The 22,164-nt window shown below is 73.1% G+C and carries 24 protein-coding genes; 10 read left to right on the top strand and 14 right to left on the bottom strand.

Annotation, left to right across the window (positions count from 1 at the left end):
- Window positions 1-2: 2 nt before the first annotated feature.
- Window positions 3-818 (top strand): protein kinase, encoded by an 816-nt coding sequence (locus CLV72_RS19155; RefSeq protein ID WP_211302956.1) that lies wholly within the window; start codon window positions 3-5, stop codon window positions 816-818.
- Between the two features lie 86 nt (window positions 819-904).
- On the opposite strand, the gene CLV72_RS33970 is transcribed toward CLV72_RS19155, so the two are convergent.
- From CLV72_RS33970 to CLV72_RS19135, 4 genes are all read right to left on the bottom strand, one after another.
- A complete protein-coding gene (locus CLV72_RS33970) occupies window positions 905-1,138 on the bottom strand; it encodes a DUF397 domain-containing protein (protein ID WP_425428087.1) in 234 nt (77 codons plus the stop codon).
- Entirely contained in the window at window positions 1,068-1,643 is a 576-nt protein-coding gene (locus tag CLV72_RS19145) for a hypothetical protein (protein ID WP_106248142.1), read from the bottom strand. The genes CLV72_RS33970 and CLV72_RS19145 overlap by 71 nt, the downstream gene beginning before the upstream one ends.
- Before the next feature lie 153 nt (window positions 1,644-1,796).
- Window positions 1,797-1,982, bottom strand: coding sequence for a DUF397 domain-containing protein (locus CLV72_RS19140; protein ID WP_106248139.1), 186 nt, complete (start codon window positions 1,980-1,982; stop codon window positions 1,797-1,799).
- Entirely contained in the window at window positions 1,975-2,793 is an 819-nt protein-coding gene (locus CLV72_RS19135; protein ID WP_106248136.1) for a helix-turn-helix domain-containing protein, read from the bottom strand. The genes CLV72_RS19140 and CLV72_RS19135 overlap by 8 nt, the downstream gene beginning before the upstream one ends.
- Before the next feature lie 476 nt (window positions 2,794-3,269).
- On the opposite strand from CLV72_RS19135, the gene CLV72_RS19130 reads away from it, so the two are divergent.
- The 3 genes from CLV72_RS19130 (at window position 3,270) to CLV72_RS19120 (ending at window position 5,622) form a co-directional block, all read left to right on the top strand.
- Window positions 3,270-3,767, top strand: a complete 498-nt coding sequence (locus tag CLV72_RS19130; protein ID WP_106248133.1) for an ATP-binding protein — start codon at window positions 3,270-3,272, stop codon at window positions 3,765-3,767.
- 264 nt (window positions 3,768-4,031) lie between these two features.
- Complete coding sequence (locus tag CLV72_RS33965) at window positions 4,032-4,433, top strand: BldC family transcriptional regulator (protein ID WP_425428082.1); 402 nt, start codon at window positions 4,032-4,034, stop codon at window positions 4,431-4,433.
- Window positions 4,434-4,536: 103 nt separating this feature from the next.
- Window positions 4,537-5,622 (top strand): NAD-dependent epimerase/dehydratase family protein, encoded by a 1,086-nt coding sequence (locus CLV72_RS19120; RefSeq protein WP_106248130.1) that lies wholly within the window; start codon window positions 4,537-4,539, stop codon window positions 5,620-5,622.
- 16 nt (window positions 5,623-5,638) lie between these two features.
- Here the strand turns inward: CLV72_RS19120 and CLV72_RS33685 are convergent, their stop codons facing one another.
- The gene (locus CLV72_RS33685) at window positions 5,639-6,199 is read right to left on the bottom strand and encodes a TetR/AcrR family transcriptional regulator (RefSeq protein WP_106248127.1); all 561 of its coding nucleotides are present in this window, start codon (window positions 6,197-6,199) and stop codon (window positions 5,639-5,641) included.
- Between the two features lie 104 nt (window positions 6,200-6,303).
- Here CLV72_RS33685 and CLV72_RS19110 point away from each other — a divergent pair, with 104 nt between their 5' ends.
- The gene (locus CLV72_RS19110; protein ID WP_106248124.1) at window positions 6,304-7,227 is read left to right on the top strand and encodes an NmrA/HSCARG family protein; all 924 of its coding nucleotides are present in this window, start codon (window positions 6,304-6,306) and stop codon (window positions 7,225-7,227) included.
- A gap of 171 nt (window positions 7,228-7,398) precedes the next feature.
- Here CLV72_RS19110 and CLV72_RS19105 read toward each other — a convergent pair whose 3' ends face one another.
- The 8 genes from CLV72_RS19105 to CLV72_RS19070 form a co-directional block, all read right to left on the bottom strand.
- Window positions 7,399-8,577, bottom strand: a complete 1,179-nt coding sequence (locus CLV72_RS19105) for an ABC transporter permease (protein ID WP_245930305.1) — start codon at window positions 8,575-8,577, stop codon at window positions 7,399-7,401.
- A 209-nt stretch (window positions 8,578-8,786) separates the two neighbouring features.
- Window positions 8,787-9,485, bottom strand: a complete 699-nt coding sequence (locus CLV72_RS19100) for an ABC transporter ATP-binding protein (RefSeq protein ID WP_106248120.1) — start codon at window positions 9,483-9,485, stop codon at window positions 8,787-8,789.
- Complete coding sequence (locus tag CLV72_RS19095; protein WP_106248117.1) at window positions 9,482-10,540, bottom strand: efflux RND transporter periplasmic adaptor subunit; 1,059 nt, start codon at window positions 10,538-10,540, stop codon at window positions 9,482-9,484. The genes CLV72_RS19100 and CLV72_RS19095 overlap by 4 nt, the downstream gene beginning before the upstream one ends.
- Window positions 10,537-11,076, bottom strand: coding sequence for a hypothetical protein (locus tag CLV72_RS19090; protein ID WP_106248115.1), 540 nt, complete (start codon window positions 11,074-11,076; stop codon window positions 10,537-10,539). The genes CLV72_RS19095 and CLV72_RS19090 overlap by 4 nt, the downstream gene beginning before the upstream one ends.
- Window positions 11,077-11,192: 116 nt before the next feature.
- Window positions 11,193-11,798: a hypothetical protein gene (locus tag CLV72_RS19085; RefSeq protein WP_106248113.1), complete on the bottom strand. Its 606-nt coding sequence runs from the start codon at window positions 11,796-11,798 to the stop codon at window positions 11,193-11,195.
- Between the two features lie 51 nt (window positions 11,799-11,849).
- Window positions 11,850-12,494: a hypothetical protein gene (locus CLV72_RS19080; protein WP_146159494.1), complete on the bottom strand. Its 645-nt coding sequence runs from the start codon at window positions 12,492-12,494 to the stop codon at window positions 11,850-11,852.
- 125 nt (window positions 12,495-12,619) lie between these two features.
- Window positions 12,620-14,017, bottom strand: a complete 1,398-nt coding sequence (locus CLV72_RS19075; protein ID WP_106248107.1) for a sensor histidine kinase — start codon at window positions 14,015-14,017, stop codon at window positions 12,620-12,622.
- Window positions 14,010-14,675, bottom strand: coding sequence for a response regulator transcription factor (locus CLV72_RS19070; RefSeq protein ID WP_106248104.1), 666 nt, complete (start codon window positions 14,673-14,675; stop codon window positions 14,010-14,012). The genes CLV72_RS19075 and CLV72_RS19070 overlap by 8 nt, the downstream gene beginning before the upstream one ends.
- A 229-nt stretch (window positions 14,676-14,904) precedes the next feature.
- Between CLV72_RS19070 and CLV72_RS19065 the strand changes: the two genes are divergently transcribed.
- The 3 genes from CLV72_RS19065 (at window position 14,905) to CLV72_RS19055 (ending at window position 19,097) form a co-directional block, all read left to right on the top strand.
- A complete protein-coding gene (locus CLV72_RS19065; RefSeq protein ID WP_106248102.1) occupies window positions 14,905-16,116 on the top strand; it encodes a polysaccharide lyase family 7 protein in 1,212 nt (403 codons plus the stop codon).
- Between the two features lie 573 nt (window positions 16,117-16,689).
- Complete coding sequence (locus CLV72_RS19060) at window positions 16,690-17,217, top strand: lytic polysaccharide monooxygenase auxiliary activity family 9 protein (protein ID WP_106248099.1); 528 nt, start codon at window positions 16,690-16,692, stop codon at window positions 17,215-17,217.
- A 641-nt stretch (window positions 17,218-17,858) separates the two neighbouring features.
- Window positions 17,859-19,097, top strand: coding sequence for an alginate lyase family protein (locus tag CLV72_RS19055; protein WP_211302955.1), 1,239 nt, complete (start codon window positions 17,859-17,861; stop codon window positions 19,095-19,097).
- Between the two features lie 65 nt (window positions 19,098-19,162).
- On the opposite strand, the gene CLV72_RS19050 is transcribed toward CLV72_RS19055, so the two are convergent.
- Window positions 19,163-20,155, bottom strand: coding sequence for a CPBP family intramembrane glutamic endopeptidase (locus CLV72_RS19050; protein ID WP_211302954.1), 993 nt, complete (start codon window positions 20,153-20,155; stop codon window positions 19,163-19,165).
- 112 nt (window positions 20,156-20,267) lie between these two features.
- Between CLV72_RS19050 and CLV72_RS19045 the strand changes: the two genes are divergently transcribed.
- Window positions 20,268-21,533, top strand: a complete 1,266-nt coding sequence (locus tag CLV72_RS19045) for a sensor histidine kinase (RefSeq protein ID WP_106248097.1) — start codon at window positions 20,268-20,270, stop codon at window positions 21,531-21,533.
- A complete protein-coding gene (locus CLV72_RS19040) occupies window positions 21,521-22,159 on the top strand; it encodes a LuxR C-terminal-related transcriptional regulator (protein WP_106248094.1) in 639 nt (212 codons plus the stop codon). Before CLV72_RS19045 ends, CLV72_RS19040 begins: the two co-directional genes overlap by 13 nt.
- Window positions 22,160-22,164 lie beyond the last annotated feature (5 nt).

Genomic DNA, 22,164 nt, shown 5'->3' with positions numbered 1-22,164 from the left:
CGATGACCCTTCCCGGACCGGAGTTCACGGCCCTGATCGCGCCGCACACGGGCGAGGTCTTCGAGGTCTCCGCTGCCAGGCGCGGGGCCGACGCCGATGTGGCGGGGATCGTGACCTGTGAGAAGGGGGCGTTCTTCGTCAAGGCGGTGCCCAACCGGCCGGGGGGACGCCGTGAGTCGCTGGTGCGGGAAGGGCTGATCGACCCACACGTTGTGCCGATCTCGCCGCCGCTTCGGTGGCGGGCTGAGGACGATGCCTGGGTCGTGCTCGGCTTCGAGCCGGTCTCGGCGCGGTCCGCGGGCTTCGAACCTGGTTCGGTCGACCTGCCCGCCGTGGTGGAACTTGTCGCCCGGATCGGAGAGCTCGCGGTTCCGCCGGTCGCCGCGGAGTGGTGGGAGACGCGGTGGCACCGCTTCGCCGCCGACGAGGCCGAAGCGGTGCTGTTCGACGGTGACGCGCTGCTGTACACCGACTTCCACTTTGACAACGTGCTCATCGGCGAGCGGGGGGAGACGTGGGCGGTCGACTGGGCGTGGCCGACCCGTGGTGCCGGGTTCATCGATCCGGCGTGCCTCGTGCTGCAGCTGATCGCGGCCGGGCACACGGCTGAGGCAGCCGAGGCGCTGGTGGCGGGGTGTCCGGCGTGGGGCGGGGCTGATCCGGCCGGTACCGACGCGTTCGCCGCCGCCCAGGTGCGGATGCTGCGTGAGTTCGCCGCTCGCCGTCCTGGCGAGACCTGGCGCGGTGCCATGGTCGCCGCCGCTGAGCGATGGGCCGACCATCGCGGCGTCACCGTGGGCCTGCCCGGGGTCGCTTGAGACGATGGAACCGGTCCGCAGGTCGATGCCTTGGGGGAGCGACGCGGCCCCCGGGTCTGGGCGGGGAGTCGCGAAGGCGACTGGCGCTACAGGTGGGGGTACAGCGCGTCGTTGCGGACGGCGTGCGCGAATGCGCGCCAAGCTGCGACGTGGAAGGTCAGGTGGGGCTGGGGCGGGGGCTTGGAGTCGCGGAACGCGAGCGCGGCGCCGGGCGTGGTGGTGGCAGGGGACGTACGGACTCCGGGTCTCTCAGAGTTTGCCTGCCAGGAGGACCGTGCGGTGCCCCCCGAGCGCGCGGGAGAGACCTTCGATGAACCCAGGGCTGAAGTCGGGCCAGTCCCAGAACTCGAAACCGAGATACCCGAAGGCGAAGTAGTCATCCGACCAGGTCCACGCAGGCAGGTCGCCAGGGCGCCGACAATGCGGGCAGGCGACCGCGGCGCTGCCGGTGTCGCTCCAGTCGCTGATGGCCGCACCGAAGGGTTCCCACGTACCCTCGATCTCCTCCAGCCGGTCGGTGTAGAAATCCGCCCGCCCGGCACAATGGGGGCACACCGCGAACATGGGTTCGCCCTGACCGCAGGTGAATACGGTGCGGCCGGTCTCGATCCTGAGTCCGTCGCTGGGCTCCCAGTCCTCCTGGCCGACCGCCTTGGCCCAGGAGGGACCGGGCGGATGCCCCGACGGCGCCCCGAGAACACAGTCGGTGAGCTCGGCCCGAACTATCCCCTCGCTGACCAGCCAGTCGAGTCCGCTCTCTGCCAGGGTGCGGGCGTCCGCATGCGTGGCGTCGAGGTCGACGACGGTCTGAAAATAGTTCCCCATGACGCAACAGTAGAAGCAGCCACCGACAGCACCTCACTGAGCCTCATGCCGACACGAAGCTTCTGGTGCAGCGAGTGATCAATGCCTCGGGGAGTGACGCGACCCCCGGCCTTGGGCGGGGGTCGCGAAGACGGTGGGCGCTGGGTTTGGGGGTTACAGCGCGTCGTTGCGGACGGCGTGGATGAAGGCGTTCCAGTCGGACCCGGAAATCATGAGGTGGGGCTGGTCGGGGTGCTTGGAGTCGCGGACCGCGCGTCCCTCGGCGAGTTCGGCCACCTCGACGCAGTCGCCGCCGTTGGCGCTGCTGTAGCTGGACTTCCGCCAGATGAGTTCAGACATCGTAATGGCCTCCTTGCAAGACTTTCTCGATCAGGGTACGCGACTGCTCGGGGGTCAACGCTACTGCGCGCAGCAGGCCGAACAGCCGGTCGCACGTGACAACGTGCTCGGGCTCCTGAACGGGAATATCCGCGACGATGGTCGGCATGTAGGCACTCAGCATTCCCTGTTTGTCCCGAAACAGAACGCATGCTCCGATGAGTCCGGCGTGCGGGCGGGTGTTGAACCGGATGATCTGGAGTGTGATCCGTGGATCGCGCGACGCTTCGAGTAGCCGCTCAAGTTGACGGCTGATGACTTCGGGACCGCCTACAGGGCGCCGGATTACTGTCTCGTCCATGACGACGTGTAGTAGTGGAGGGCGCTCACGGCTTAGAAGGTCCACCTGGCGAGCCATGCGGTTCTGGACCAGTTCGTCGATCTCCGCATCGGTGTCCTCGGGGCGACCCTCGCGCAGCAGGGCGCGAGCGTAGTCCTCGGTCTGAAGCTGTCCGGGCACATTTAGCGGTTGGTAGCTGAGGATTTCCACCGCTTCCCGTTCGGCCTGGATGATGTCGCGCATCCACTCAGGCTGAGTGCTCATCTGCTGATTCTGCCAAGCGGTCGTCAGGACACCGCCTGTAGAGAGTGCCTGATCGATAAGTGCGACAAGGTCCGGTTTAGCCGCGCGTGTCCCACGCTCGATTGCACTGATCATGGCGGCTGATAAAGACACTCGTTTGGCTAGCTCCACTTGCGAAAACCCAGCTCGGCGGCGTTCTCTCCGCACCTGGATGCCGAAACGCCTGTCCTTGGGATTGACCTTCTCCACGACACCTCCACGTGCCTATACATAGTTGGTACGTTCCGATACCTATTGAACAGCCTTCCTCCGGTCCCGTGCAAGGTGTGGCGGGATGGAGTTCGCGAGGACAGTGTGAACGTGTCCGACCATTCAAGCGGCGCACAAGATCCCGTTACGTTCCAAGATCGTTCGGAGGCGCGGCCGCAAATCAGACCAAAGGAGTGATTGCCGGTGAAAAGCATCCGGCGAATCGTGCGGTATGGGCTGAAACTGGTGGCACCAGACCGCTATTCGGGGCGGCATGCGCATGGCCCGTGTCCGGCCGCGGTCCACATGCCGCCGCTACGGCGGCGTATTCGGCACGTCTGGGACTGCACCGAGACGCTCGCTGTGGAGGACATCGCACAGCCTCCGGCCTTGGTACGGCCGTATCTGGTGGCGCATGAGCGTGCGCTTGTGCACGCAAAAATTTCTGACGCTGATCTGCTGGCGGGGGTGGCGCGATGATCGCGGCGCGGCCGACCGCCCTGGAACCGGTGCCGACCACGGCGGCCTCGATGCGCGAGTTCCCGGGAGACCACGAGTCGGTGCCCGAGGTCCGGTCGTGGGTGCAGCGGGAGCTGGCCAAGGCCCGGCCGGGCTGCTCGGCGGTCCCCGTCGACGTGGCGCATCTGGCGGTGCTGCTGGTCTCGGAGCTGGCCACCAACGCGGTCCGGCACAGCGACAGCTTCCGCACCGGCGGCATGTTCGCCGTCCACCTGGAGCGCCAGGCCCGGCACGTGCGCGTCGCGGTCAAGGACGAGGGCCCCGCGGAAGGCCACCTGCCCGCGATGGTGCACCTGGACGACGACGTCGCCGACAGCGGGCGCGGCCTGCGCATCGTGGCGAGCATGTCGACGGCGCACGGCTACCACTACGAACCGTCCGGGACCACGGTCTACTTCGAGCTGGACTGGACCGACTGCGACCCCGACCACTTCCCCGTGCACCGGGCCCGCTGAGGCCACCTCGGTACCGCCTGACCGGTACCGCTGTTCCGCCGCCGCGCCGTCCGGCGCGGCCCCGCAAGCGTCCCGGCCGTGGGGGTCGAGCGGCCGCCCGCCCCCGTCCTGCCCCAAGCGGGGGCGGTGCGGCTCGATGGGGGAGGCTCCCCTCACGGCCGGGACCAGCACCCGACAGCACCCGACACTGCCCGACACGACCCGACAGCACTCGACTGCACCGGACATCACCCGACCGCTCCTGACATCGGAGGACACCCCCGTATGCCCGCGTCCATGGTTCCGCTGGGCGAGGCCGCCCGGTTGTCGGGCCGCACCCCCCAAGCGTTGAAGGAGTTGGCCGACGCCGACGAGGTGTACGCCGTTTTCGTCAGCGGCCACTACTGGTTCGACCCCAGCCGCCTGCCGGAGCGCCTCCCACTCCCCGAAGAACTCCAGGGCGCCCTACCCGAACTCATGACCGCCCAAGAGGTCGCCAACCTGTTCCGCGTCCACCCCAAGACCGTCTCCAGCTGGGCCCGCCAAGGAAAACTCACCTACATCCGCACCCTGGGCGGACACCGCCGCTACACCGCCGACGACGTCCGCCAACTCCTCAAAGAACAGACCACCGACGACGAGCCCGACCCGACCGAACCCGGCGATCGGGACGAACCCGCGCCCTGACCGCCGACTCCGAGGGCCGCACCGCGCCCGTCCGCCTTACGAAAGCCTGACGCGCTGCGCTCGGTGACGGCGTCCCGGGGTCGGCGGGCGTAGCGTCGGCGGCATGCGTGTACTGGTGACGGGCGGCGCCGGGTTCATCGGGTCGCACATCGCGGAAGCCCTGGTGGCGGCCGGGCACGAGGTGGTCGTGCTCGACGCCTTCCTCCCCTCGGCGCACCCGGGGGGCGCCGACGTCGGGGACCGGCCCGGTGTGCGGACGGTGCGCGGCGACGTGCGCGACGCCGACACCGTCGAGTACGCGCTGCGCGGCGTGGACGCCGTCTGCCACCAGGCCGCGATGGTGGGCCTGTCCACCGACTTCGCCGACGCGCCCGACTACGTCGGCGTCAACGACCTCGGCACCGCCGTGCTGCTGGCCGCGATGGCCCGGCGCGGTCCGCGCGAGCTGGTGCTCGCGGGCTCCATGGTCGTGTACGGCGAGGGCCGCTACACCTGCGAGCTGCACGGCGCCGTGCGCCCCGGCCCGCGCCGGGTCGCCGACCTGGACGCCGGCCGCTTCGAACCGCCCTGCCCCACCTGCGGCGCGCCGCTGCTGCCCGCCCTGGTCGGCGAGGACGCCCCCACCGACCCGCGCAACGTCTACGCCGCGACCAAGCTCGCCCAGGAGCACCTGGCCGCCGCGTGGGCCCGCGCCACCGGCGCACGGGCGATCTCGCTGCGCTACCACAACGTTTACGGCCCCGGCATGCCGCGCGACACCCCCTACGCCGGGGTCGCGTCCTTCTTCCGCTCGGCGCTGGCCAGGGGCGAGGCGCCCCGCGTCTACGAGGACGGCGGCCAGCGGCGCGACTTCGTGCACGTCGCGGACATCGCGCGGGCCAACGTGGCGGCGCTCCAGGCCGTCGCGGACCGCGAGGCGGGTGTGCTGGCGCCCTTCAACGCGGGCAGCGGCACCCCGCACACCGTGGGCGAGATGGCGGCGGCGCTCGCCGAGGCGTACGGTGGCCCGGCCCCGGTGGTCACCGGCGAGTACCGCCTGGGCGACGTCCGCCACATCACGGCCTCCTCGCGGCGCCTCGCCGCCGAACTCGGCTGGCGCCCCACCGTGGACTTCGCCACCGGCATGGCCGAGTTCGCCCGCGCCCCGCTGCGCGGCCAGGCGCCCGCGGGCGGCCGGTCCCGGCGCTGAGCCCGGAGCCCGTCCGTCACCGCCGTGGGCTGATCCCGGCCACGGCGAGGGCGAGCAGCCGGTCCGCCTCGGCGGCGGGGTCCGGGTGGTGCTCGGTGGCCAGCACGATGCCGGTGATCAAGGTGAGCAGGTCGGCGACGGCCACGTCCGGTGCGACCGCGCCGTCCTGGGCGGCGCGGCGCAGCAGCGGGGCGCCCGCCTGGGCGAGCCGCGCCGCGCAGGCGTCCGGCGCCCCGTCGTCGCCCGGCGCGCACCGGTCGAGCACGGCGACCAGCCCGCGGGTGCGCGCGCCGTAGGCGGTGACGGCGCGCAGCCACTCCAGCAGGGCGGCCCGGGCGTCGGCCGCGCCCGCCAGCTCGCGGGCGTGCGCGCACAGGGTCTCGATGCGGCCGCGGAAGACCGCCTCCAGCAGGGCGCGGCGGCTGGGGAAGTGGCGGCGCACGGTGGCCGAGCCGACTCCGGCGGTACGGGCGATCTGCTCCAGGGAGGCGGCGGCGCCGTGCGCGGCGATCTCCTCCTCGGCGACGGCGAGCAGCCGCGCGTGGTTGCGGCGGGCGTCGGCACGCTGGGTCGGCATGGCGTCACCTCAGGGTTTGCTAAGTGGCGGGGCCCTCCGTATTTTAGTCAACAGGAAACGGCGGGGCCCGCCGTTTATCGTCCGCGAACCCTGGGAGGGGCCGCATGGCCACCGATTCCGCACCTGTCCTGGTCACCGGCGCCACCGGTCGGCAGGGCGGCGCCACCGCCCGCGCCCTGCTCAAGGCGGACGTGCCCGTCCGCGCGCTGGTCCGCGACCCCTCGACCGAGCGGGCGAAGGCCGTCGAAGCGCTCGGCGCCGAGCTGGTCACCGGCGACCTCCGCGACCGCGACTCCCTGACCAGGGCCGCGCGAGGCGCCCGGGCCGTCTTCTCGATGCAGATGCCCGAGCCGAAGGGCGACGGTTACGACTCCGAGGGCGAGCTGGCCCAGGGCGTCAACCTGGTCGAAGCGGCGATCACCGCGGGTGTGCCGCAGTTCGTGCACACGTCCGTCTCCGGTGCCGGGCAGCACGAGGAGATGCCGGGCTGGGCCGAAGGCCGCTGGGCGCCGATGGAGCCCTACTACGCGGCCAAGGCCGGGATCCAGGACCGCGTGCGCGCGGCGGGCTTCACGCACTGGACGCTGCTCAAGCCGGCCTTCTTCATGGACAACTTCCTGCCCTCGCTGGCCTTCCTCTTCCCGCACGGCGTCGAGGGCGGCCTGGTGACCGTGCTCAAGCCGAAGACGTGGATCTCGCTCGTCGCCGTCGACGACATCGGCGCGGCGGCCGCCGCGGCCATCGCCGAACCGGAGCGCTTCCACCAGGTCGAACTGGAGCTGGCGAGCGACTACCGCACGATGACGGAGATCGCCGAGGTGCTGTCCCGCGCGCTGGGCACCGAGCTGGCCGCACCCGATATGACGCCGGAGCAGGCGGTCGAGGCGGGCATGCCCTGGATGGGCATCGCCCACGACTTCATCAACGTGACCGGCCAGCCCGCCCGCCCGGAGTTCGCCCGCGCCCTCGGCATCCCGCTGACGAGCTTCGAGGAGTGGGCGGAGGGGCACCCGGAATTGCGGCGGTGACTCGGCGGACGGCGCGAGCGGCGCGCCGGAGACGCCGAGGCGCCCGTCCGGCCACCGGTCCCCGGTGGGCGGCCCGGACGGGCGTGGGGCCGGGCGGGACACGGGGCGGGCGCGGTCCGCTCGGAAAGGGGGGCGGGCGGAGCGCGGTGCGGGCGTGTCCCGCCCGGTGGTTCAGGCCGGGCGCACGGCCTCCGCGGGGTCCAGGCGGGCGGCCCGGTTCGCGGGATACAGCCCGGCCAGGGCGCCGACGACGAGGGCGGCGGCCACCCCGCCCGCGAGCCCTTCCACCGGGAGCGCGATCGGCCAGCCCATCGCCAGGGCGTAGCCGACGGTGATGACCGCGCCGAGCAGCATGCCCGCGATACCGCCCACCCCCGCCTGGGCGACGGCCTCGACCAGGAACTGGGTGCGGATGTGGCGGCGGGTGGCGCCCAGAGCCCGCCTGACGCCGATCTCGTCGCGCCGTTCGAGCACCGAGATCACCATCACATTGGCGATGCCGACCCCGCCGACCAGCAGCGCCACCCCGCCCAGCCCGAGCAGCAGCGCGGTGAACGCGGTCTCGGTGGCCGCCCGTGCCTCCAGGGCGTCCGAGGGGCGGGTCACCTCCACCTCCTCCGGGCTGTCCGGATCGGCGGTGACGGCGGCGACCTCGCGCACGGTCTCGATGTCGTCGGGATCCGCCCGCAGGTACACCGTGGTGGGAGAGCCCGCGAAGCCGAAGGCGTCGGCCGCGACCGCCGTGCCGATCAGGGCGGCGTTGTCCAGCTCCGGCGCCAGCGGCAGCGGCTGCAGCACGCCGACGACGGAGAACCACTGCTCGCCGAGCCAGACCAGCTGCCCGCCGCCGGCCAGGGAGACGCCGTGGCGCTCGGCCGCCGTGGCGCCGAGGACCACGGTCGGGTAGCCCTCGGCCGCGTCGTCCAGCCAGCGCCCCTGCGCCAGGTTCCCGTTCAGGGTGGCCAGCAGGTTCGGTTCGGCGGCCAGCACCACGGTGCCGCGGGTGTCGGTGGCCGGCATCCGGTCGCTGCGGCGCACGGTCGCGTCGAGCTGCGCCACCCCCGACACCGCCTGCACCTCGTCCAGCAGCGACAGCCGCGCCGTCGCCTCGGTCGGCAGCTGCGGCTGCTCGTCGCCGCTGAGCGACTGCCCGGGCGCCACCGTCAGGTAGTTGGTGCCCAGGTCGTCCAGGACGGCCAGCAGGTTGGCCTGCGACGAGGCCGAGATCCCGACCACGGCCACCATGGCTGCGATACCGATCGCGATGCCCACCGAGGTGAGCAGCGCCCGCCCGCGCCGCCCGGCCAGCCCGAGCAGCCCGACCGACAGCGCGTCGCGCGGTGTGAGCACCGACGCGGTCAGGCCCTCGCCGCGCGCCCCGTCCGCCGAGGGGCGGTCTGTCCCCGGGCGCTCTGTCCCGGGGCGCCCGGGAGGGGCCTTGCGACGGCGGCGACCCGTGGCGCCCGATCGAGCGTCATCCGACGCAGCCGCCGTCGATTCGGTGGTCACAGTCGCCTTCGCCGTCGTTTCTTCCGGCGTGCCGCCGCCCTGCGGGCCGGTCATGGTGTCACCGCCGCGGCTGTCGCGGGTTCGGAGACGCGGCCGTCGCGCAGGTGGACGCGGCGGGCCGCCGCGCGGGCGGTGTCCTCGTCGTGGGTGATGAGCACGATGGTGGTGCCCTCGGCGTGCAGCCGGCCGAACAGTTCCATGATGTCCCGGCTGGTCTTGGAGTCCAGATTGCCGGTCGGCTCGTCGGCGAGCAGCAGCGCGGGCTCGCCCACCAGGGCGCGCGCCACGGCCACCCGCTGGCACTCCCCGCCCGACAGCCGGGCCGGCCGGTGGTCCAGCCGGTGGCCGAGGCCCACCCGGCGCAGCGCCTCGGCGGCGCGCTCGCGCCGCTCGGCCGCCGGCACGCCGCGGTACAGCAGCCCCGTCGCCACGTTCTCCACCGCGTTGAGGCTCTTGAGCAGGTGGAAGGACTGGAAGACGAAGCCCAGCGCGCGCCCGCGCAGCGCCGACAGCTGGGCGTCGTCCAGCCCGCCCACGTCGTGGCCGTCGACGCGCACCGTGCCCGAGCTGGGCCGGTCCAGCGCGCCCATCAGGTTCAGCAGCGTGGACTTGCCCGAGCCGGACGGTCCCACGACCGCCACCCAGTCGCCGGAGCGCACGGTCAGGTCCACGCCGTCGAGCGCCCGCACCGGCGGGCTGCCCGGGTAGCTGCGCCGCACGTCGACCAGTTCGAGCACCGGGCGGCTCACTCCGGCACCTCCACCAGATCGCCTTCGGAGACCCCGCCCGCCACCTGGACGAAGCCGTCGCCCCAGGCGCCCAGCTCCACCGGCACGCGGGTGGTGGTCCCGTCGGCGCCGACCAGGTCCACCGCGTGGCCGCCGCCGGGCACCCCGACCACGGCCGTGACGGGCACGGTCAGCGCGTCCTCGGCGACGGTGGAGACCGCCGACACGCTCACCGGCGCCAGGGCGAGATCGTCGGCGGCGCCGGAGTCCTCCAGCGCCACGGTGACCTGGTAGACGTCCTCGCCCTCGGCATTGGCCTCCAGGGTGGAGCCGACCTCGGTCACCGTCCCCGGCAGCCGCTCCCCGGTGGGCAGCGCCACTTCCACCGCCATGTCCTCGCTGACGAGGTCGCGGTCGAGCGGTGCCAGCTCGACCGTGACGATCCGGTCGGTGGCGGACACCTGGACGACGGGCTGCCCGGCACTGGCCTGGCCGCCGACCGCGACCTCCTGCACGGCGATGCGCACGGACCCGTCGGCGAAGACGATCTCGCCGAGCGAGGCGACCCCGTCGACGGGCGCGCCCGTCTCGTCCTGGAACTCCTGCAGCGCGTAGCTGGTCGCCCAGTCCCAGTCCCGGTCGGGGAAGGTCGGGCTCTCCTCGGCGTGGCCGAGCGCGACCAGCGCCTCTTCCAGCTGCCGCACGTCGGCGCCGTCGGAGACCCCGTACTGGAGGTCGCGCCAGGCCGGTACGGAGCCGTCGACCAGCACCACCGGCTCCTCGTCGATGCGCATCAGCTCCTCGCCGGAGGCCACCGTCTCGCCCACCTCGGGCAGCCGGGTGACCGTGCCGGAGCGGCCCGACGGGATGGCGCGCAGCTCGTCGTAGGTGATGACGCCCGACAGTGTCTCGGTGTGCGCGAGGTCGCGGACGGCGACCTCGGCGGTGCTGGGCGCCGACTGCTCCTCGCCCTCGCCCTCCGCCGTCCCGGCCTGGGCCCAGGCCACCGACGCCGCGCCGAGCAGCAGCGCCCCGGGCACCGCCACCAGGACGGCGGTCCGCTTCGACGGCCTCATTCCCCGCCGCCCTCGGACGGCGCCACCCCGGCGTCGGAGCAGGCGTCCAGCGCCTCCTGGACGGCCGGGTCGGTGCGGTCCAGCTCACCGGCGAAGGGGCCGCCCTCCTGGCCAGGCACCGGGTCGGGTACGTCGATGCCCTGCTCACGCAGGCACTCGGCGATCGCGAGCAGTTCGTCGTTGTTCTGCTGCTCCTCCTCGGGGTCGGTGTTCTGGCGCTCCTGCACAACTCCGGCCAGGTGCTCCGCGCACGCCTCGTCGGCCGCGGTGAACGCGGGGGAGTCCTGGTCGACGCCCTCGTACAGCGACGCGGGCTCACCCGGCTCCGGGTCGGGCATCTCGACGCCCTGGTCGCGCATGCACTGCGCGTAGGCGAGCAGGGCGTCCTCGCCCGACGCGGCCGACGGGCCCGCTTCCGCGCCGGAGCCCTCGGCGCCGCCGCCGCACGAGGCGAGCAGCAGGCCGGCCAGCAGCGCGGGGACCGCGGCGAGTGCGGCGCGGGCCGCCGGGCGGATCGTGATGGGGTAGGCCGCCATGGCCCTCACCTCCGTGGTTGGTGACCTCGATGTCACGCACCACGGTGGCGGGCGGAGCTTGGCCGCCGCTTAACCGGGCTGAGAGCGGGCTTGTGCCCAGGTGAGGGGCGGTCCGCTCAGCCCTGGATCATCGACAGCGGCCGCAGTTCGGGGTGGTGGCGGAGGTGGTTCTCGCCCAGCGCAAGGTAGACGAGCGCCACCGACAGCCACGGCGCCGCCGGGCCGTGCCAGCGCAGCGGCTCGGAGTTCTCGAAGTACTGCACCACGCTCCAGTGGTCCAGCAGCGGCTGCACCTGCACATTGGCGTCGTGGTCCCACGACAGCCAGCGCGAGCCGTCGACCATCGCGACCAGCCGCTGGTTGGTGACGAAGACGCCGATCTGCTGGAAGTCGCGCCACTGGGGCGCGGCCATCGCCTGGGCGCGCGACCTGGCCGAGGCGTTGCTGATGGAGTCGGCGGCCACGCCGGCCGCGACGAACAGCGCCGAGCCGAAGTAGAAGCCGGAGTTCTGCTGGTAGCTGACGTTCATCCCGTAGTAGCGGGAGTAGTCGAGCACGAGTTCGGCGTGCGCCACCTCGTTGGGGCGGGTGCGCACCGGGATGAACGGGATCGTGGGCAGGGGGGCTCCGGCCAGCAGGGCCTCGCGCAGGTCGACCGCCCTGCGCCAGCCGTCGTCCCAGGCGGGGTTGTGGGGCTGCCCGCCCCGGTTGCGCTTCGGCACCGACTGCTCCGTTCCTCTCAGCGGTACTGCTCCACCCGGCCCGCGCCGGGCTCACTCCCAGACGGTCGCCCGCACCGCGACGGCCGCGTCGGTGACCTCGGTGATCTCGACGAAGGCGATGCGCCCATCAGTCGTCTCCAGGCAGAAGGGCACGTCCTGCTCCAGTTCGACCTGGTAGGTCGGATCCTCCGCCAGCAGCTCCCAGCAGCCGTCGCGGCCGGGCTGCTCGCCCGGGGCGACGGGCGCGATGGTCATCTCGGTGGAGTCGTGCGACAGCAGCGCCGGGGTGATCAGGAAGGACATGATCAGGTCGTGCCCGGACATCTCGGCGCCGGTCCACTGCGGAGTCCCGGCGTCCAGGTCGATGTAGAAGCGGTCGCCGCTGTCGAGGTCCACCGAGACGGTCTCGGGGCCGAAGCGCTCGGTGGCCGGGCCGGTGGGGGCGGCGCTCGCCTCGGCGTCGGAGGAGGAGTCCGAGGAGCCTGAGGAATCGCCGTCGGCGCTCATGATGACGGCGATGAAGCCGATGAACATGGCCAGGACGAGCAGGGCACCGCAGCCGATGATGGTGAAGGCGACTCCGGCGGCGCCCATGGGGCGCTTCGGCGGCTTGGGGCGCGCGCCGTCGCCGGGGGGCGGGGGCGCCGAGGGGTAGTACCTGCCGGGGCCTTGCCCGGGGGGCGGAGGGATGCTCACGCGGCGCTCCATCGCTGTATGTGCCGATGTTCGTAACGCGGATCATCACCGCGCGGGGAATTGTACGCCCATCAGGCCGCAGGCGGGCAGGTCGGAACGGCCGGAACCGCGGCGCCGCCCGGGCCTCAGTCCGCCGCGGGCAGCCGGACGGTGAAGCGGGCGCCGCCCAGCGGGGCGGCGGCGACCACCACGTCCCCGTCGTGGGCGCGGGCGATCCGGCGGGCCAGGGCCAGGCCGAGGCCGGTGCCGCCGCTGGAGCGGTCACGGCTGCCGTCCAGCCGGTAGAAGCGGTCGAAGACCCGTTCGCGCTGGTCGGGCGGGATGCCGGGGCCGTCGTCGTCCACGGTCAGCACGGCGGTGCCGGCCCCGGGCTCGGAGCCCGGCTCGGCGGCCAGCGTCACGGCGACGCGCCCGGCGGAGTAGCGGTCGGCGTTGTCGAGCAGGTTGCGGACCAGCCGGGCCAGCTCCGCGGGCACCCCCCGCACCTGGACCGGGCGCAGCGACGCCGCCGCCTCGGCGCGGGTGAGCGCGGCCAGCTCCCCGGCCACCAGCTCGTCCAGCCGCACCGGCTCGGCGCGGCGGGCCACCGAGCCGTCGTCGAAGCGGGCCAGCAGCAGCAGGTCGCCGGTCAGCCGCTCGATCCGCCGGTGGTCGGCGAGCAGCCGGTCGGCCGTCGCCCGCCAGCCCGACGCGGTGCCGTGCGCCCGCGCCACCTCGATCTCGGCGCGCATCGCCGCCAGCGGGGTACGCAGCTCGTGCGAGGCGTCGGAGACGAACTCGCGCTGCCGGCGGGCTCCGGCGTCCAGCCGGTCCAGCATCGCGTTGAGGGTGGCGGTCAGCCGCTCGACCTCGTCGCCGGTGGCCGCCTGCGGCAGCCGCTCGCCCAGGTTGGCGTGGCTGATCGCCTCGGCCCGCCGCCGCACCGCCTCGATCGGCCGCAGCGAGCGGTCCACCGCGAACCAGGCCAGCACCGCGACGAACAGGGTGAGCAGCGGCGCCGCCACCATCAGCGCGTTCACCACCAGGTCGACGCCGTGCGCCGCCGGACCGATGCGCGAGGCCGCCACCACGGTGAGCACGCCGTCGGGCGTGGTGACGGTCCGCTCCGCCACCACCAGCTCGTCGGCGGCCGGACCCGGCGAGGCGTCGGCGTCGGCGGCCCGCCGCTCGGCGGCGTCCCCGCCGTCCGCGTCCGGCACGGCGGGGCGCTCCGCGGCCGCCTCGGCCGCCGGCTCGGGCAACTCGGCGAGCAGCCGCCCCTGCTCGTCGCGGACCTGGATCATGGTGAAGCCCGACACGGCCGACCACTCGCCCTCGGTGGGCGTGCGCCCCTGCTCCAGCTCGGCCGCGACCCGCGCCACCTCGGCCTCGGCGGTCTGCCGCACCTCGCCGATCAGGGTGCCGCGCATGGTGAGGACGAGGACGACGGAGGCGACCGCGAGCGCGGCGGCCACCGCCACCGTGACCAGCGCGGTCACCCGCACCCGCAGGGTGCGCCACCAGCGCCGGGGGGTGTCAGGCATCGGGGTCGACCAGCCGGTAGCCGAGGCCGCGCACGGTCTGCACCCGCTCGGCCCCGATCCGGCGCCGCAGGTAGGAGACGTACACCTCCACCAGGTTGGTGTCGCTGTCGGCGTCCAGGCCCCAGACGGCGTCGAGCAGCCGCCCCTTGGACAGCACCCGGTCGCGGTTGCGCAGCAGCACCTCGAGCAGCGCGCGTTCGCGCGGCCGCAGCTCGACCGGCTCGCCGTCGACGGTGCAGTCGCCCGACTCGGGGTCCAGGCACAGGCCGCCGTGGCTGAGCAGCCGCGGCCTGGGGGTGGACCCGCGCCGGGCCAGCGCGCGGAGCCGCGCCACCAGCACCACGAAGGAGAAGGGCTTGCGCAGGTAGTCGTCGGCTCCGGCGTCCAGGCCGTCGGCCTCGTCGTACTCGCCGTCCTTGGCGGTCAGCATCAGCAGCGGCGTCCAGACGCGCTCCGAGCGCAGCCGCCGCGCCACCTCGTAGCCGCTGGCCGAGGGGAGCAGCACGTCGAGCACGACCACGTCGTGCGCGCCCTCGCGCGCCTGCCAGTAGCCGTCGTAGCCGTCGTGCACCACGTCGACGTCCATGCCCTCGGCGCGCAGCCCGGAGCTGAGCACCCCCGCCAGCCGCACATCGTCCTCGACGACCAGGACCCGCATCCCGCCTCCGCCGTATCGCAACCCCCGATGCGGCCACAGTGGCACACCCGGTTAAGAGCGCGCTGAGGACCGGGGGAGCGCGTTCGCGTTACCGGGGAGCGGCCGTCCGCGGGGCGGTGGCGGAAATCCCGGTGACGATCGCGGAACGCGGCCGCCCGCGCGTCGTCGCAGCTGGCAGGAAGGAGACACGTGGCCCCTGATTCCGGGCGCGCGCTCCTACGCTTCCGTCATGACCCAACTTCGGATGGTGACGATCGCGGCCGTGGGCGTGCTGGCGGCCGGGACGGTGGCCGGGGCTCCGGTGCTGGCCGCCCCCGGCCCGGCGGCGCAGGCCCCGGCGGCGGCCCAGGAATGCGAGTACCCCGCGGACGTGCTGGACCTGGACTCCTGGAAGATCCAGCTGCCGATCGGTGAGGAGGAGAGTCCTGACGAGGTCGAGCAGCCGGAGCTGGCGAGCTACGCGGTGGACCCGTGGTTCACGGTGGCGGAGAACTGCGAGGGGGTCCGGTTCCGGGCCGCGGTCGACGGGGTGACCACCAGCGGCTCCAACTACCCGCGCTCGGAGCTGCGCGAGATGGACGGCGACGACGAGGCGTCCTGGGCCGCCGACGAGGGCAGGCACGTGATGACCATCGACCAGACCGTGACCCGGCTGCCCAACGACCGGCCGCACCTCGTCGTCGGGCAGATCCACGGCGGTGACGACGACGTCTCGGTGTTCCGGATCGAGGGGTCGAACCTCTACGTCACCGACGGGGACGACAGCAACCACCAGCTGGTCACCGACGACTTCCGGCTCAACACCCGCTTCCAGGTCAGGTTCGTGGTCGAGGACGGAACGATCCACGCGTACTACAACGGCGAAGAGGTGGCCACGCTCGACGCGGACTTCACCACGGGCTACTTCAAGGCGGGCGCCTACACCCAGGCCAACTGCGGCAACTCCGACCCCTGCGACGAGGACAACTACGGCGAGGTGATCATCCACGACGTGACGATCGGCGAGGACGCCGGCACGCCGCCGGACCAGGACCCGCCGGCGGGCGACGAGCTGGAGGTGTCGGAGGTCACCGCGAGCGGCGACGACGGCAACGAGCCCGAGAACACGCTGGACGGCGACCTGGGCACCCGCTGGTCGGACGAGGGCGACGGCGTGTGGATCGAGTACGACCTCGGCTCCGTGCGGCAGGTCGGCTCGGTGGGGCTGGCCTGGCACCGGGGCGATACGCGCCGGCACGACTTCGAGATCCGGACCTCCGACGACGGCACGGACTGGACGACCCGGTACGAGGGTTCGAGCGGCGGCGAGACCCTGCGGGAGGAGGTCTACGCCCTCGGCGAGCCCGCCGACGCGCGCTATGTGCGGATCGTGGGGAGCGGCAACACCGACAACGACTGGACGAGCATCACCGAGACCCGGATCCTCGGCGGCCAGGACTGAGCCGCCGACCACCTCGCCCCCGGGGGTGCCGAGCGCCCCCGGGGGCTGTTTCCTGCGGGCGTACCTGACTCGAAGGTGACAGGGATCTAACCCAGCGGACAGCAAAGTCTTAGCCACGGCGCGGGGACCGTTACCGGTCTGTAGCCGGTATACCGCCACCGGCCTAGACCAGTAGGCCGCTGATCGCGCCGCCGTACTGGTCGCGCCCATTTCCCGCCATTCGCGGCGTCGATACCAGACCCTTCCGGACGCATTCGGCGGGCATGGACCACGGTTACGGATCGGCCCGGATCCGCGGCATGGCGGGGATTTCGGGCTGCTGCGGCCCTTGACCGAGAGTGGTCGCCGAATTACGGTTCCGACCAATCGGCGGATTCGAATACCAGTGGCGCAGGCCGGCGGCCACCGGGACATCGGGGACGAACCCGTCCGCCGCCGCAGCGACCGACGTCCGCCTGGCCCGTGGGTCCCCACGGCCCTCACCTCCCCGCTACCGCGCCTCCGCCGGAACCGGGCGACCCCGTCCGCCTTCGGCACCGGGGGAGGCGCGGGACCTCCAGAAAGGCCCCCCGCATGTCCTGGAAGAGGAAGCTCCTGTCGGCGGCGGCGGTCGCCGCCGCCACCCCGATCCTGTTCGCGCTGCTGCCCGCCGGAACCGCCAACGCGCACGGCTACGTCTCCGCCCCGGCCAGCCGCCAGGCGCAGTGCGCCCAGCGCGTCGTGCCGTGCGGCGACATCCAGTGGGAGCCGCAGAGCGTCGAGGGCCCCAAGGGCCAGATGAACTGCCACGGCGGCAACGCCCGCTTCGCGGAGCTGAGCGACAACAACCGCGGCTGGCGGGTCAGCCCGGTCGGCAGCTCGGTGACCTTCACCTGGACGCTGACCGTGCCGCACCGCACCAGCACCTGGGAGTACTACGTGCTCGGCGGCCGCCGGCTGGCCACCTTCGACCAGGGCGGCACCCAGCCGCCGTACTCCCTCTCCCACAACGTCAACCTCAGCGGCCTCAGCGGCAGGCAGACCATCCTGGCGGTCTGGAACGTCTACGACACCTCCAACGCCTTCTACGCCTGCATCGACGTGAACGTCGGCGCCCTGTAGCGCCAGGCCGGGCCGGCCGCAGGCGGCCCGGCCCGGTACCGCCGGTGGGCGGGGACGCGGCTGCGCGTCCCCGCCCACCGGTGCGAAAAGGCCGCAGCGAACGGCATTCCGGCGCTTTGCGCCCGTGCCGCGGAGCGGTTCTCCGGGCGGTGGAATAATCCACTCCGCCAGGTTATTGAGTACCTTGCAGAGCCGTTTGTCATCGGCTCGCGCGAAAGGCCGGAAAGTCCCTCTATGTGATATCCGGCATAGCGCGCGTCCGCCCGGTCCCCACCGCGCGGACATCCCTGCCCCGTCCCGAAAGGGCGCTGCCGCATGCGCGGCGGCGGATCCGGGGCACGGGGCGAACGAGACACCCGCACCCTGGCTGACCTGCGTGAGCATGTTCGCAGCAGCCGCTATCAGCGGGTAGCCTCCATGAGACCCCGGCATACGGTCGACCTCGTTGCCGTGTGTTTGCCTACCCTTTAATTTAGGAAACTTTCCTATTTGATGCTGTCCGGGACGGCCCTGCCATCGGCAGGCCCGACAGCTCGGTGTGTCTCATGCCGTTTTCGCCCTGAGCAGCCCCCGAAGGGGCGCCCGCACAGCCCTTCCCGACGTACACGGGTGCCGTCCCGTGTGCCCTCTTGAGGAGAGCGATGACCTCACCGCGAAAGCTCGCCCGGATCTGGGCGCTCGCCGTCACCTCCGTGCTGATGGTGATCGGCACCGCCGCCCCGGCGTCGGCGCTGCCGCTCGCGAAGGCCGCGGCCGAGCCCCGCTCGGCGGAGGCGTCCGTCGCGGCGCCGGAGACCTTCACCCACCCCGGGGTGCTGGTCAGCCGGTCGCAGCTGGACTTCGTGCGCGAGCGCGTCCAGTCGGGCGCGCAGCCGTGGACCGAGGCCTTCGAGCAGATGATGGCCAGCGACTACGCCGAGCCGGACCGCGAGCCCAAGCCGCGCGAGGTCGTGCAGTGCGGCCCCTACACCAAGCCCAACAAGGGCTGCACCGACGAGCGCGAGGACGCCATCGCCGCGTACACGCTCTCGCTGGCCTGGTACATCACCGAGGACCCCCGCTACGCCGAGCAGGCGATCGAGATCATGAACGCCTGGTCCGGCGAGATCGAGGAGCACACCGACGACAACGCCCCGCTGCAGACCGCGTGGGCCGGGTCGTCGTGGCCGCGCGCCGCGGAGATCATCCGCTACACCTACGGCGGCTGGGAGGACGACGACATCGCCGACTTCTCCGACATGCTGCGCGAGGTCTACCTCCCCGTGGTGGAGGAGGGGCACGACGGCAACGGCAACTGGGAGCTGAGCATGACCGAGGCCGCCATCGGCATCTCGGTCTTCCTGGAGGACCGCGAGGCCTACGACCGCGCCGTGGACATGTTCCGCGAGCGGGTCCCGGCCTACATCTACCTCAGCTCCGACGGCGAGCTGCCCCGGACCGACCCCGACAGCGAGCTTGAGTCGCGCGAGGAGATCGTCGACTACTGGCAGGGCCAGGACCGCTTCGTGGACGGCCTCACCCAGGAGACCTGCCGCGACTTCGGGCACACCGGCTACGGGCTGTCGTCCATCTCCCACGTCGCCGAGACCAGCCGGATCCAGGGCGCGTCCCTGTACCCGGAGGTCGGGGAGCGGCTGCGGCTGGCGCTGGGCTTCCACTCCGCCTACGAGAACGGCGCCGAGATGCCCGAGTGGCTGTGCGGCGGCGAGTTCGACAAGCGGATGGGCCCGATCACCGAGGTCGGCTACAACGCGCTGGCCCACCGCCTCGGCCACCCCATGCCCGAGACCTGGGAGCTGACCGAGCGCCAGCGCCCGGCCGGCACCAACAACCTGTTCGTGTCGTGGGAGACCCTGACCCACGCCGCCAACCCGCACTGACCCGGACCGAGGTCCACCCGGCCGCGCCCCTGTCCCGCCCCCCGCGGAGGCAGGGGCGCGTCGCGTCACGGGGCGGCGTCCTTCGCGGTCGGCGCGGCGAAGCGGAGCCGTCCGGTCAGCGCCAGGAAGGCGGTGAAGCCGCCCATCACCACCCAGCCGAGCCAGCTGGTCATCCCGACCGTCAGCGGGTGGAAGGGCGCGTCGGCGTCGGCGAGCACCCAGGTCAGCTGTATGCAGACGGTACTGATCATCGTGTGCGCCACCACGGCGGGCCACACCGAGCCCGAGCGCATCCGCAGCCAGGCCAGGATGGGCAGCAGCAGCACCGTGCTGACCAGCATCATGCCCACCGCCATCGGCCACGGCACCCCCGGGTACTGGCCGCCCATCACCAGGGTGGGCCCGTGCCACAGGGCGAAGACCGCGCCGGTGCCGATCAGGGCGGGGGCGACGCCCAGCGGCGCCAGCTTGGGCAGCAGGTAGCCCTGCCAGCCCAGTTCCTCGCCGAAGAACTGCGGCAGCGAGACGAGCAGGGCCGGCAGCAGTGCGAGCGCCCAGCCGGCCAGCGCCGCCCACGGCACGCCCTGCGCGCCCATGGTGTCGGGGGCGAACTGGCTGCGGAAGCCGGAGAAGTCGGCCAGGTCGAAGCGGTAGGTGCCGGCCAGCGCGCACAGGCACAGGATCGCCAGCTGGATGGCGACGGGCACGGCGGCGGCGAACAGGATCTGGCGGGCCAGCGCGCCCGGCGAGCCGGGCAGCACCAGGCCCAGCGAGGTGCGCAGCGCCCGCAGGCTGCGGCGGCGGTGCACCGTCACCAGCGCCACGACGGCGGCGATCGCGGGGGTGAACATCATCACCGCGATGGAGATCCGCTCGGGCACGCCCATCGCCAGGTCGGTGCCGGTGCGCTGGAAGCCGCTGATCAGCAGTGGCAGCATGGCCAGCCAGGCGCCGCCCATGGCGAGCGCGACGAAGAGCGCGATGCCGCGCCACTCGACGCGGGGCCGGACGGCCGGGTCCGGGCCGTCGTCGGAGAACGTTCGGGTCGTATCGGTCATGCGGCCCGACGCTAGGCGGGCGCCGGGGCGGCCACGAGCCTGCGGACGCGACGGCCGAAGGTGTAGTCCGCTCTACTCCGCCCGCCCGTCCCGGCGTTGAATAATCCTCGGCATGAACACGCTCACGGCCCGTAGCGGCCTGTCATCGAGGCTCGTGGACGGGCTGCGCTCGGCCGGATACCTCACGGTGGGCATGGCCTCGGCCATCGCCTCCCTGCTGGTGCCGCCGCTGCTGATGGTCTCCGTCGCGTCCTTCGCCGTCGGCGGCCTTGGACTGCTGCTGTTCCCGCGCGCCCTGGCCGGGCTGCGGCTGTGGGCCGACGTCGAGCGCCGCCGGGTCGGCCGCCACCTGGGGGTGGAGGTCCCGCTGCGGCACCGCCCGCTCCCGCGCGGCATCGGCGCCCAGTTCCGGCGGCTGCGCTCCGACGCGCTGGTCCCGCGCGAGCTGGGCTGGGTGGTGGCGCACGTCGCCACCGGCCTGCCGCTGGGCTTCCTCGGCCTGTTCGCGCTCATCGGCGCGCCGGCCACCGTGCTCCAGGCGGCGCTGTGGTGGGTGGCGCCCGCCGGGGCGCCGGTCAGCATGCTGGGCCTGCCCGTCACCGACTGGACCGGCGCGCTGGTGCTGGGCGCCGGGCAGCTGGCGGTGATCGGCGCGCTGCTGCTGTGGGCGACGAGCCCGCTGGCCCGGTTGCAGGCCCGGATGGCGCGCGCCCTGCTCGGGCGCTCGGTCAAGCAGGAGCTGGCCGAGCGGGTGGAGACGCTGACCGAGACCCGCGCCGACGCTTTGCACGCGCACGCCTCCGAGCTGCGCCGCATCGAGCGCGACCTGCACGACGGCACCCAGGCGCGGCTGGTCGCGCTGGCGATGCGGCTCGGCCTGGCCGAGCGCACCCTCAACGACGACCCGGAGAAGGTGGCCGCGCTGCTGCGCGACGCCCGCAGCGGCGCCGAGGAGGCGATGACGGAGCTGCGCCAGGTCATCCGCACCATGTACCCGCCGATCCTCACCGACCGCGGCCTGGTCGGCGCCGCCTCCGCCCTGGTGGCCCGCAGCGCCGTGCCCGCCCGGCTGGACGCCGGCGAGCTGGGCTCCGTCCCGGCGGCCGTGGAGGCGACCGCCTACTTCGTGGTGGCCGAGGCGCTGACCAACGCGGCCAAGCACTCCGCCGCCGGCAGTGTGACCGTCGGCCTGGAGCGCCGGGGCGACCGGCTGCACGTGGAGGTGGTGGACGACGGCCTCGGCGGCGCGGACGCGGGCTCGGGCACCGGGGTGTCGGGAATGGCGCGCCGGGTGGCCGCTCTCGACGGAGAGTTCACCCTGCACAGCCCGGTCGGCGGCCCCACCACGGTGCGGGCGGTGCTGCCGTGCGGATCGTGATCGTCGAGGACAGTGCGGTGCTGGCCGAGGGACTGAACCTGCTGCTGTCCGCGTCGGGCATGACGGTGGTGGCGACCACCGGCGACGCCCCCGCCTTCCTGGCGGCCGTCGCCGAGCACGAGCCCGACGTCGCCATCGTGGACGTGCGGCTGCCGCCCAGCTTCCGCGACGAGGGTGTGCAGGCCGCGCTGGAGGCCCGCCGGATCGTCCCCGGGCTGCCGGTGCTGCTGTTCTCCCAGTACGTCGAGCAGGTCTACGCACGCGAACTGCTCTCCGACGGCAAGGGCGGCGTGGGCTACCTGCTCAAGGACCGGGTGGCGCGGGTGGACGACTTCATCGACGCGCTGCGCAGGGTGGCCGCCGGAGGCACCGCGATGGACCCCGAGGCCGTCGCCCAGCTGCTGGTGCGCCGCTCCGACCCGCTGGACCGGCTGACCGCCCGCGAGCGCGACGTGCTCCAGCTGATGGCCGAGGGCCTGGACAACGCCGAGATCGCCGCCCGCCTGTTCGTCACCGAGCGGGCCGTGCACAAGCACATCGGCAACATCTTCGGCAAGCTCGACCTCGCCCCCACCGACTCCGGCCACCGCCGGGTCCGCGCGGTGCTGGCCTACCTGGACCGCTGAGCCGG

Origin of the sequence: Allonocardiopsis opalescens (genome assembly GCF_003002095.1) — a bacterium.
Taxonomy (GTDB): Bacteria; Actinomycetota; Actinomycetes; order Streptosporangiales; family Streptosporangiaceae; genus Allonocardiopsis; species Allonocardiopsis opalescens.
Note: the sequence above shows the minus strand (reverse complement) of the source record. Positions and strands in the feature narration are given on the sequence as shown.

What these genes read in the sequence shown, in the direction of transcription:
- CLV72_RS19155 (WP_211302956.1), top strand. Translation starts at nt 3, where the DNA reads ATGACCCTTCCCGGACCGGAGTTCACGGCCCTGATCGCGCCGCACACG.
- CLV72_RS19145 (WP_106248142.1), bottom strand. Translation starts at nt 1,643, where the DNA reads ATGGGGAACTATTTTCAGACCGTCGTCGACCTCGACGCCACGCATGCG.
- CLV72_RS19140 (WP_106248139.1), bottom strand. Translation starts at nt 1,982, where the DNA reads ATGTCTGAACTCATCTGGCGGAAGTCCAGCTACAGCAGCGCCAACGGC.
- CLV72_RS19130 (WP_106248133.1), top strand. Translation starts at nt 3,270, where the DNA reads ATGATCGCGGCGCGGCCGACCGCCCTGGAACCGGTGCCGACCACGGCG.
- CLV72_RS33965 (WP_425428082.1), top strand. Translation starts at nt 4,032, where the DNA reads ATGCCCGCGTCCATGGTTCCGCTGGGCGAGGCCGCCCGGTTGTCGGGC.
- CLV72_RS19120 (WP_106248130.1), top strand. Translation starts at nt 4,537, where the DNA reads ATGCGTGTACTGGTGACGGGCGGCGCCGGGTTCATCGGGTCGCACATC.
- CLV72_RS33685 (WP_106248127.1), bottom strand. Translation starts at nt 6,199, where the DNA reads ATGCCGACCCAGCGTGCCGACGCCCGCCGCAACCACGCGCGGCTGCTC.
- CLV72_RS19110 (WP_106248124.1), top strand. Translation starts at nt 6,304, where the DNA reads ATGGCCACCGATTCCGCACCTGTCCTGGTCACCGGCGCCACCGGTCGG.
- CLV72_RS19095 (WP_106248117.1), bottom strand. Translation starts at nt 10,540, where the DNA reads ATGAGGCCGTCGAAGCGGACCGCCGTCCTGGTGGCGGTGCCCGGGGCG.
- CLV72_RS19090 (WP_106248115.1), bottom strand. Translation starts at nt 11,076, where the DNA reads ATGGCGGCCTACCCCATCACGATCCGCCCGGCGGCCCGCGCCGCACTC.
- CLV72_RS19075 (WP_106248107.1), bottom strand. Translation starts at nt 14,017, where the DNA reads ATGCCTGACACCCCCCGGCGCTGGTGGCGCACCCTGCGGGTGCGGGTG.
- CLV72_RS19070 (WP_106248104.1), bottom strand. Translation starts at nt 14,675, where the DNA reads ATGCGGGTCCTGGTCGTCGAGGACGATGTGCGGCTGGCGGGGGTGCTC.
- CLV72_RS19065 (WP_106248102.1), top strand. Translation starts at nt 14,905, where the DNA reads ATGACCCAACTTCGGATGGTGACGATCGCGGCCGTGGGCGTGCTGGCG.
- CLV72_RS19060 (WP_106248099.1), top strand. Translation starts at nt 16,690, where the DNA reads ATGTCCTGGAAGAGGAAGCTCCTGTCGGCGGCGGCGGTCGCCGCCGCC.
- CLV72_RS19055 (WP_211302955.1), top strand. Translation starts at nt 17,859, where the DNA reads ATGACCTCACCGCGAAAGCTCGCCCGGATCTGGGCGCTCGCCGTCACC.
- CLV72_RS19050 (WP_211302954.1), bottom strand. Translation starts at nt 20,155, where the DNA reads ATGACCGATACGACCCGAACGTTCTCCGACGACGGCCCGGACCCGGCC.
- CLV72_RS19045 (WP_106248097.1), top strand. Translation starts at nt 20,268, where the DNA reads ATGAACACGCTCACGGCCCGTAGCGGCCTGTCATCGAGGCTCGTGGAC.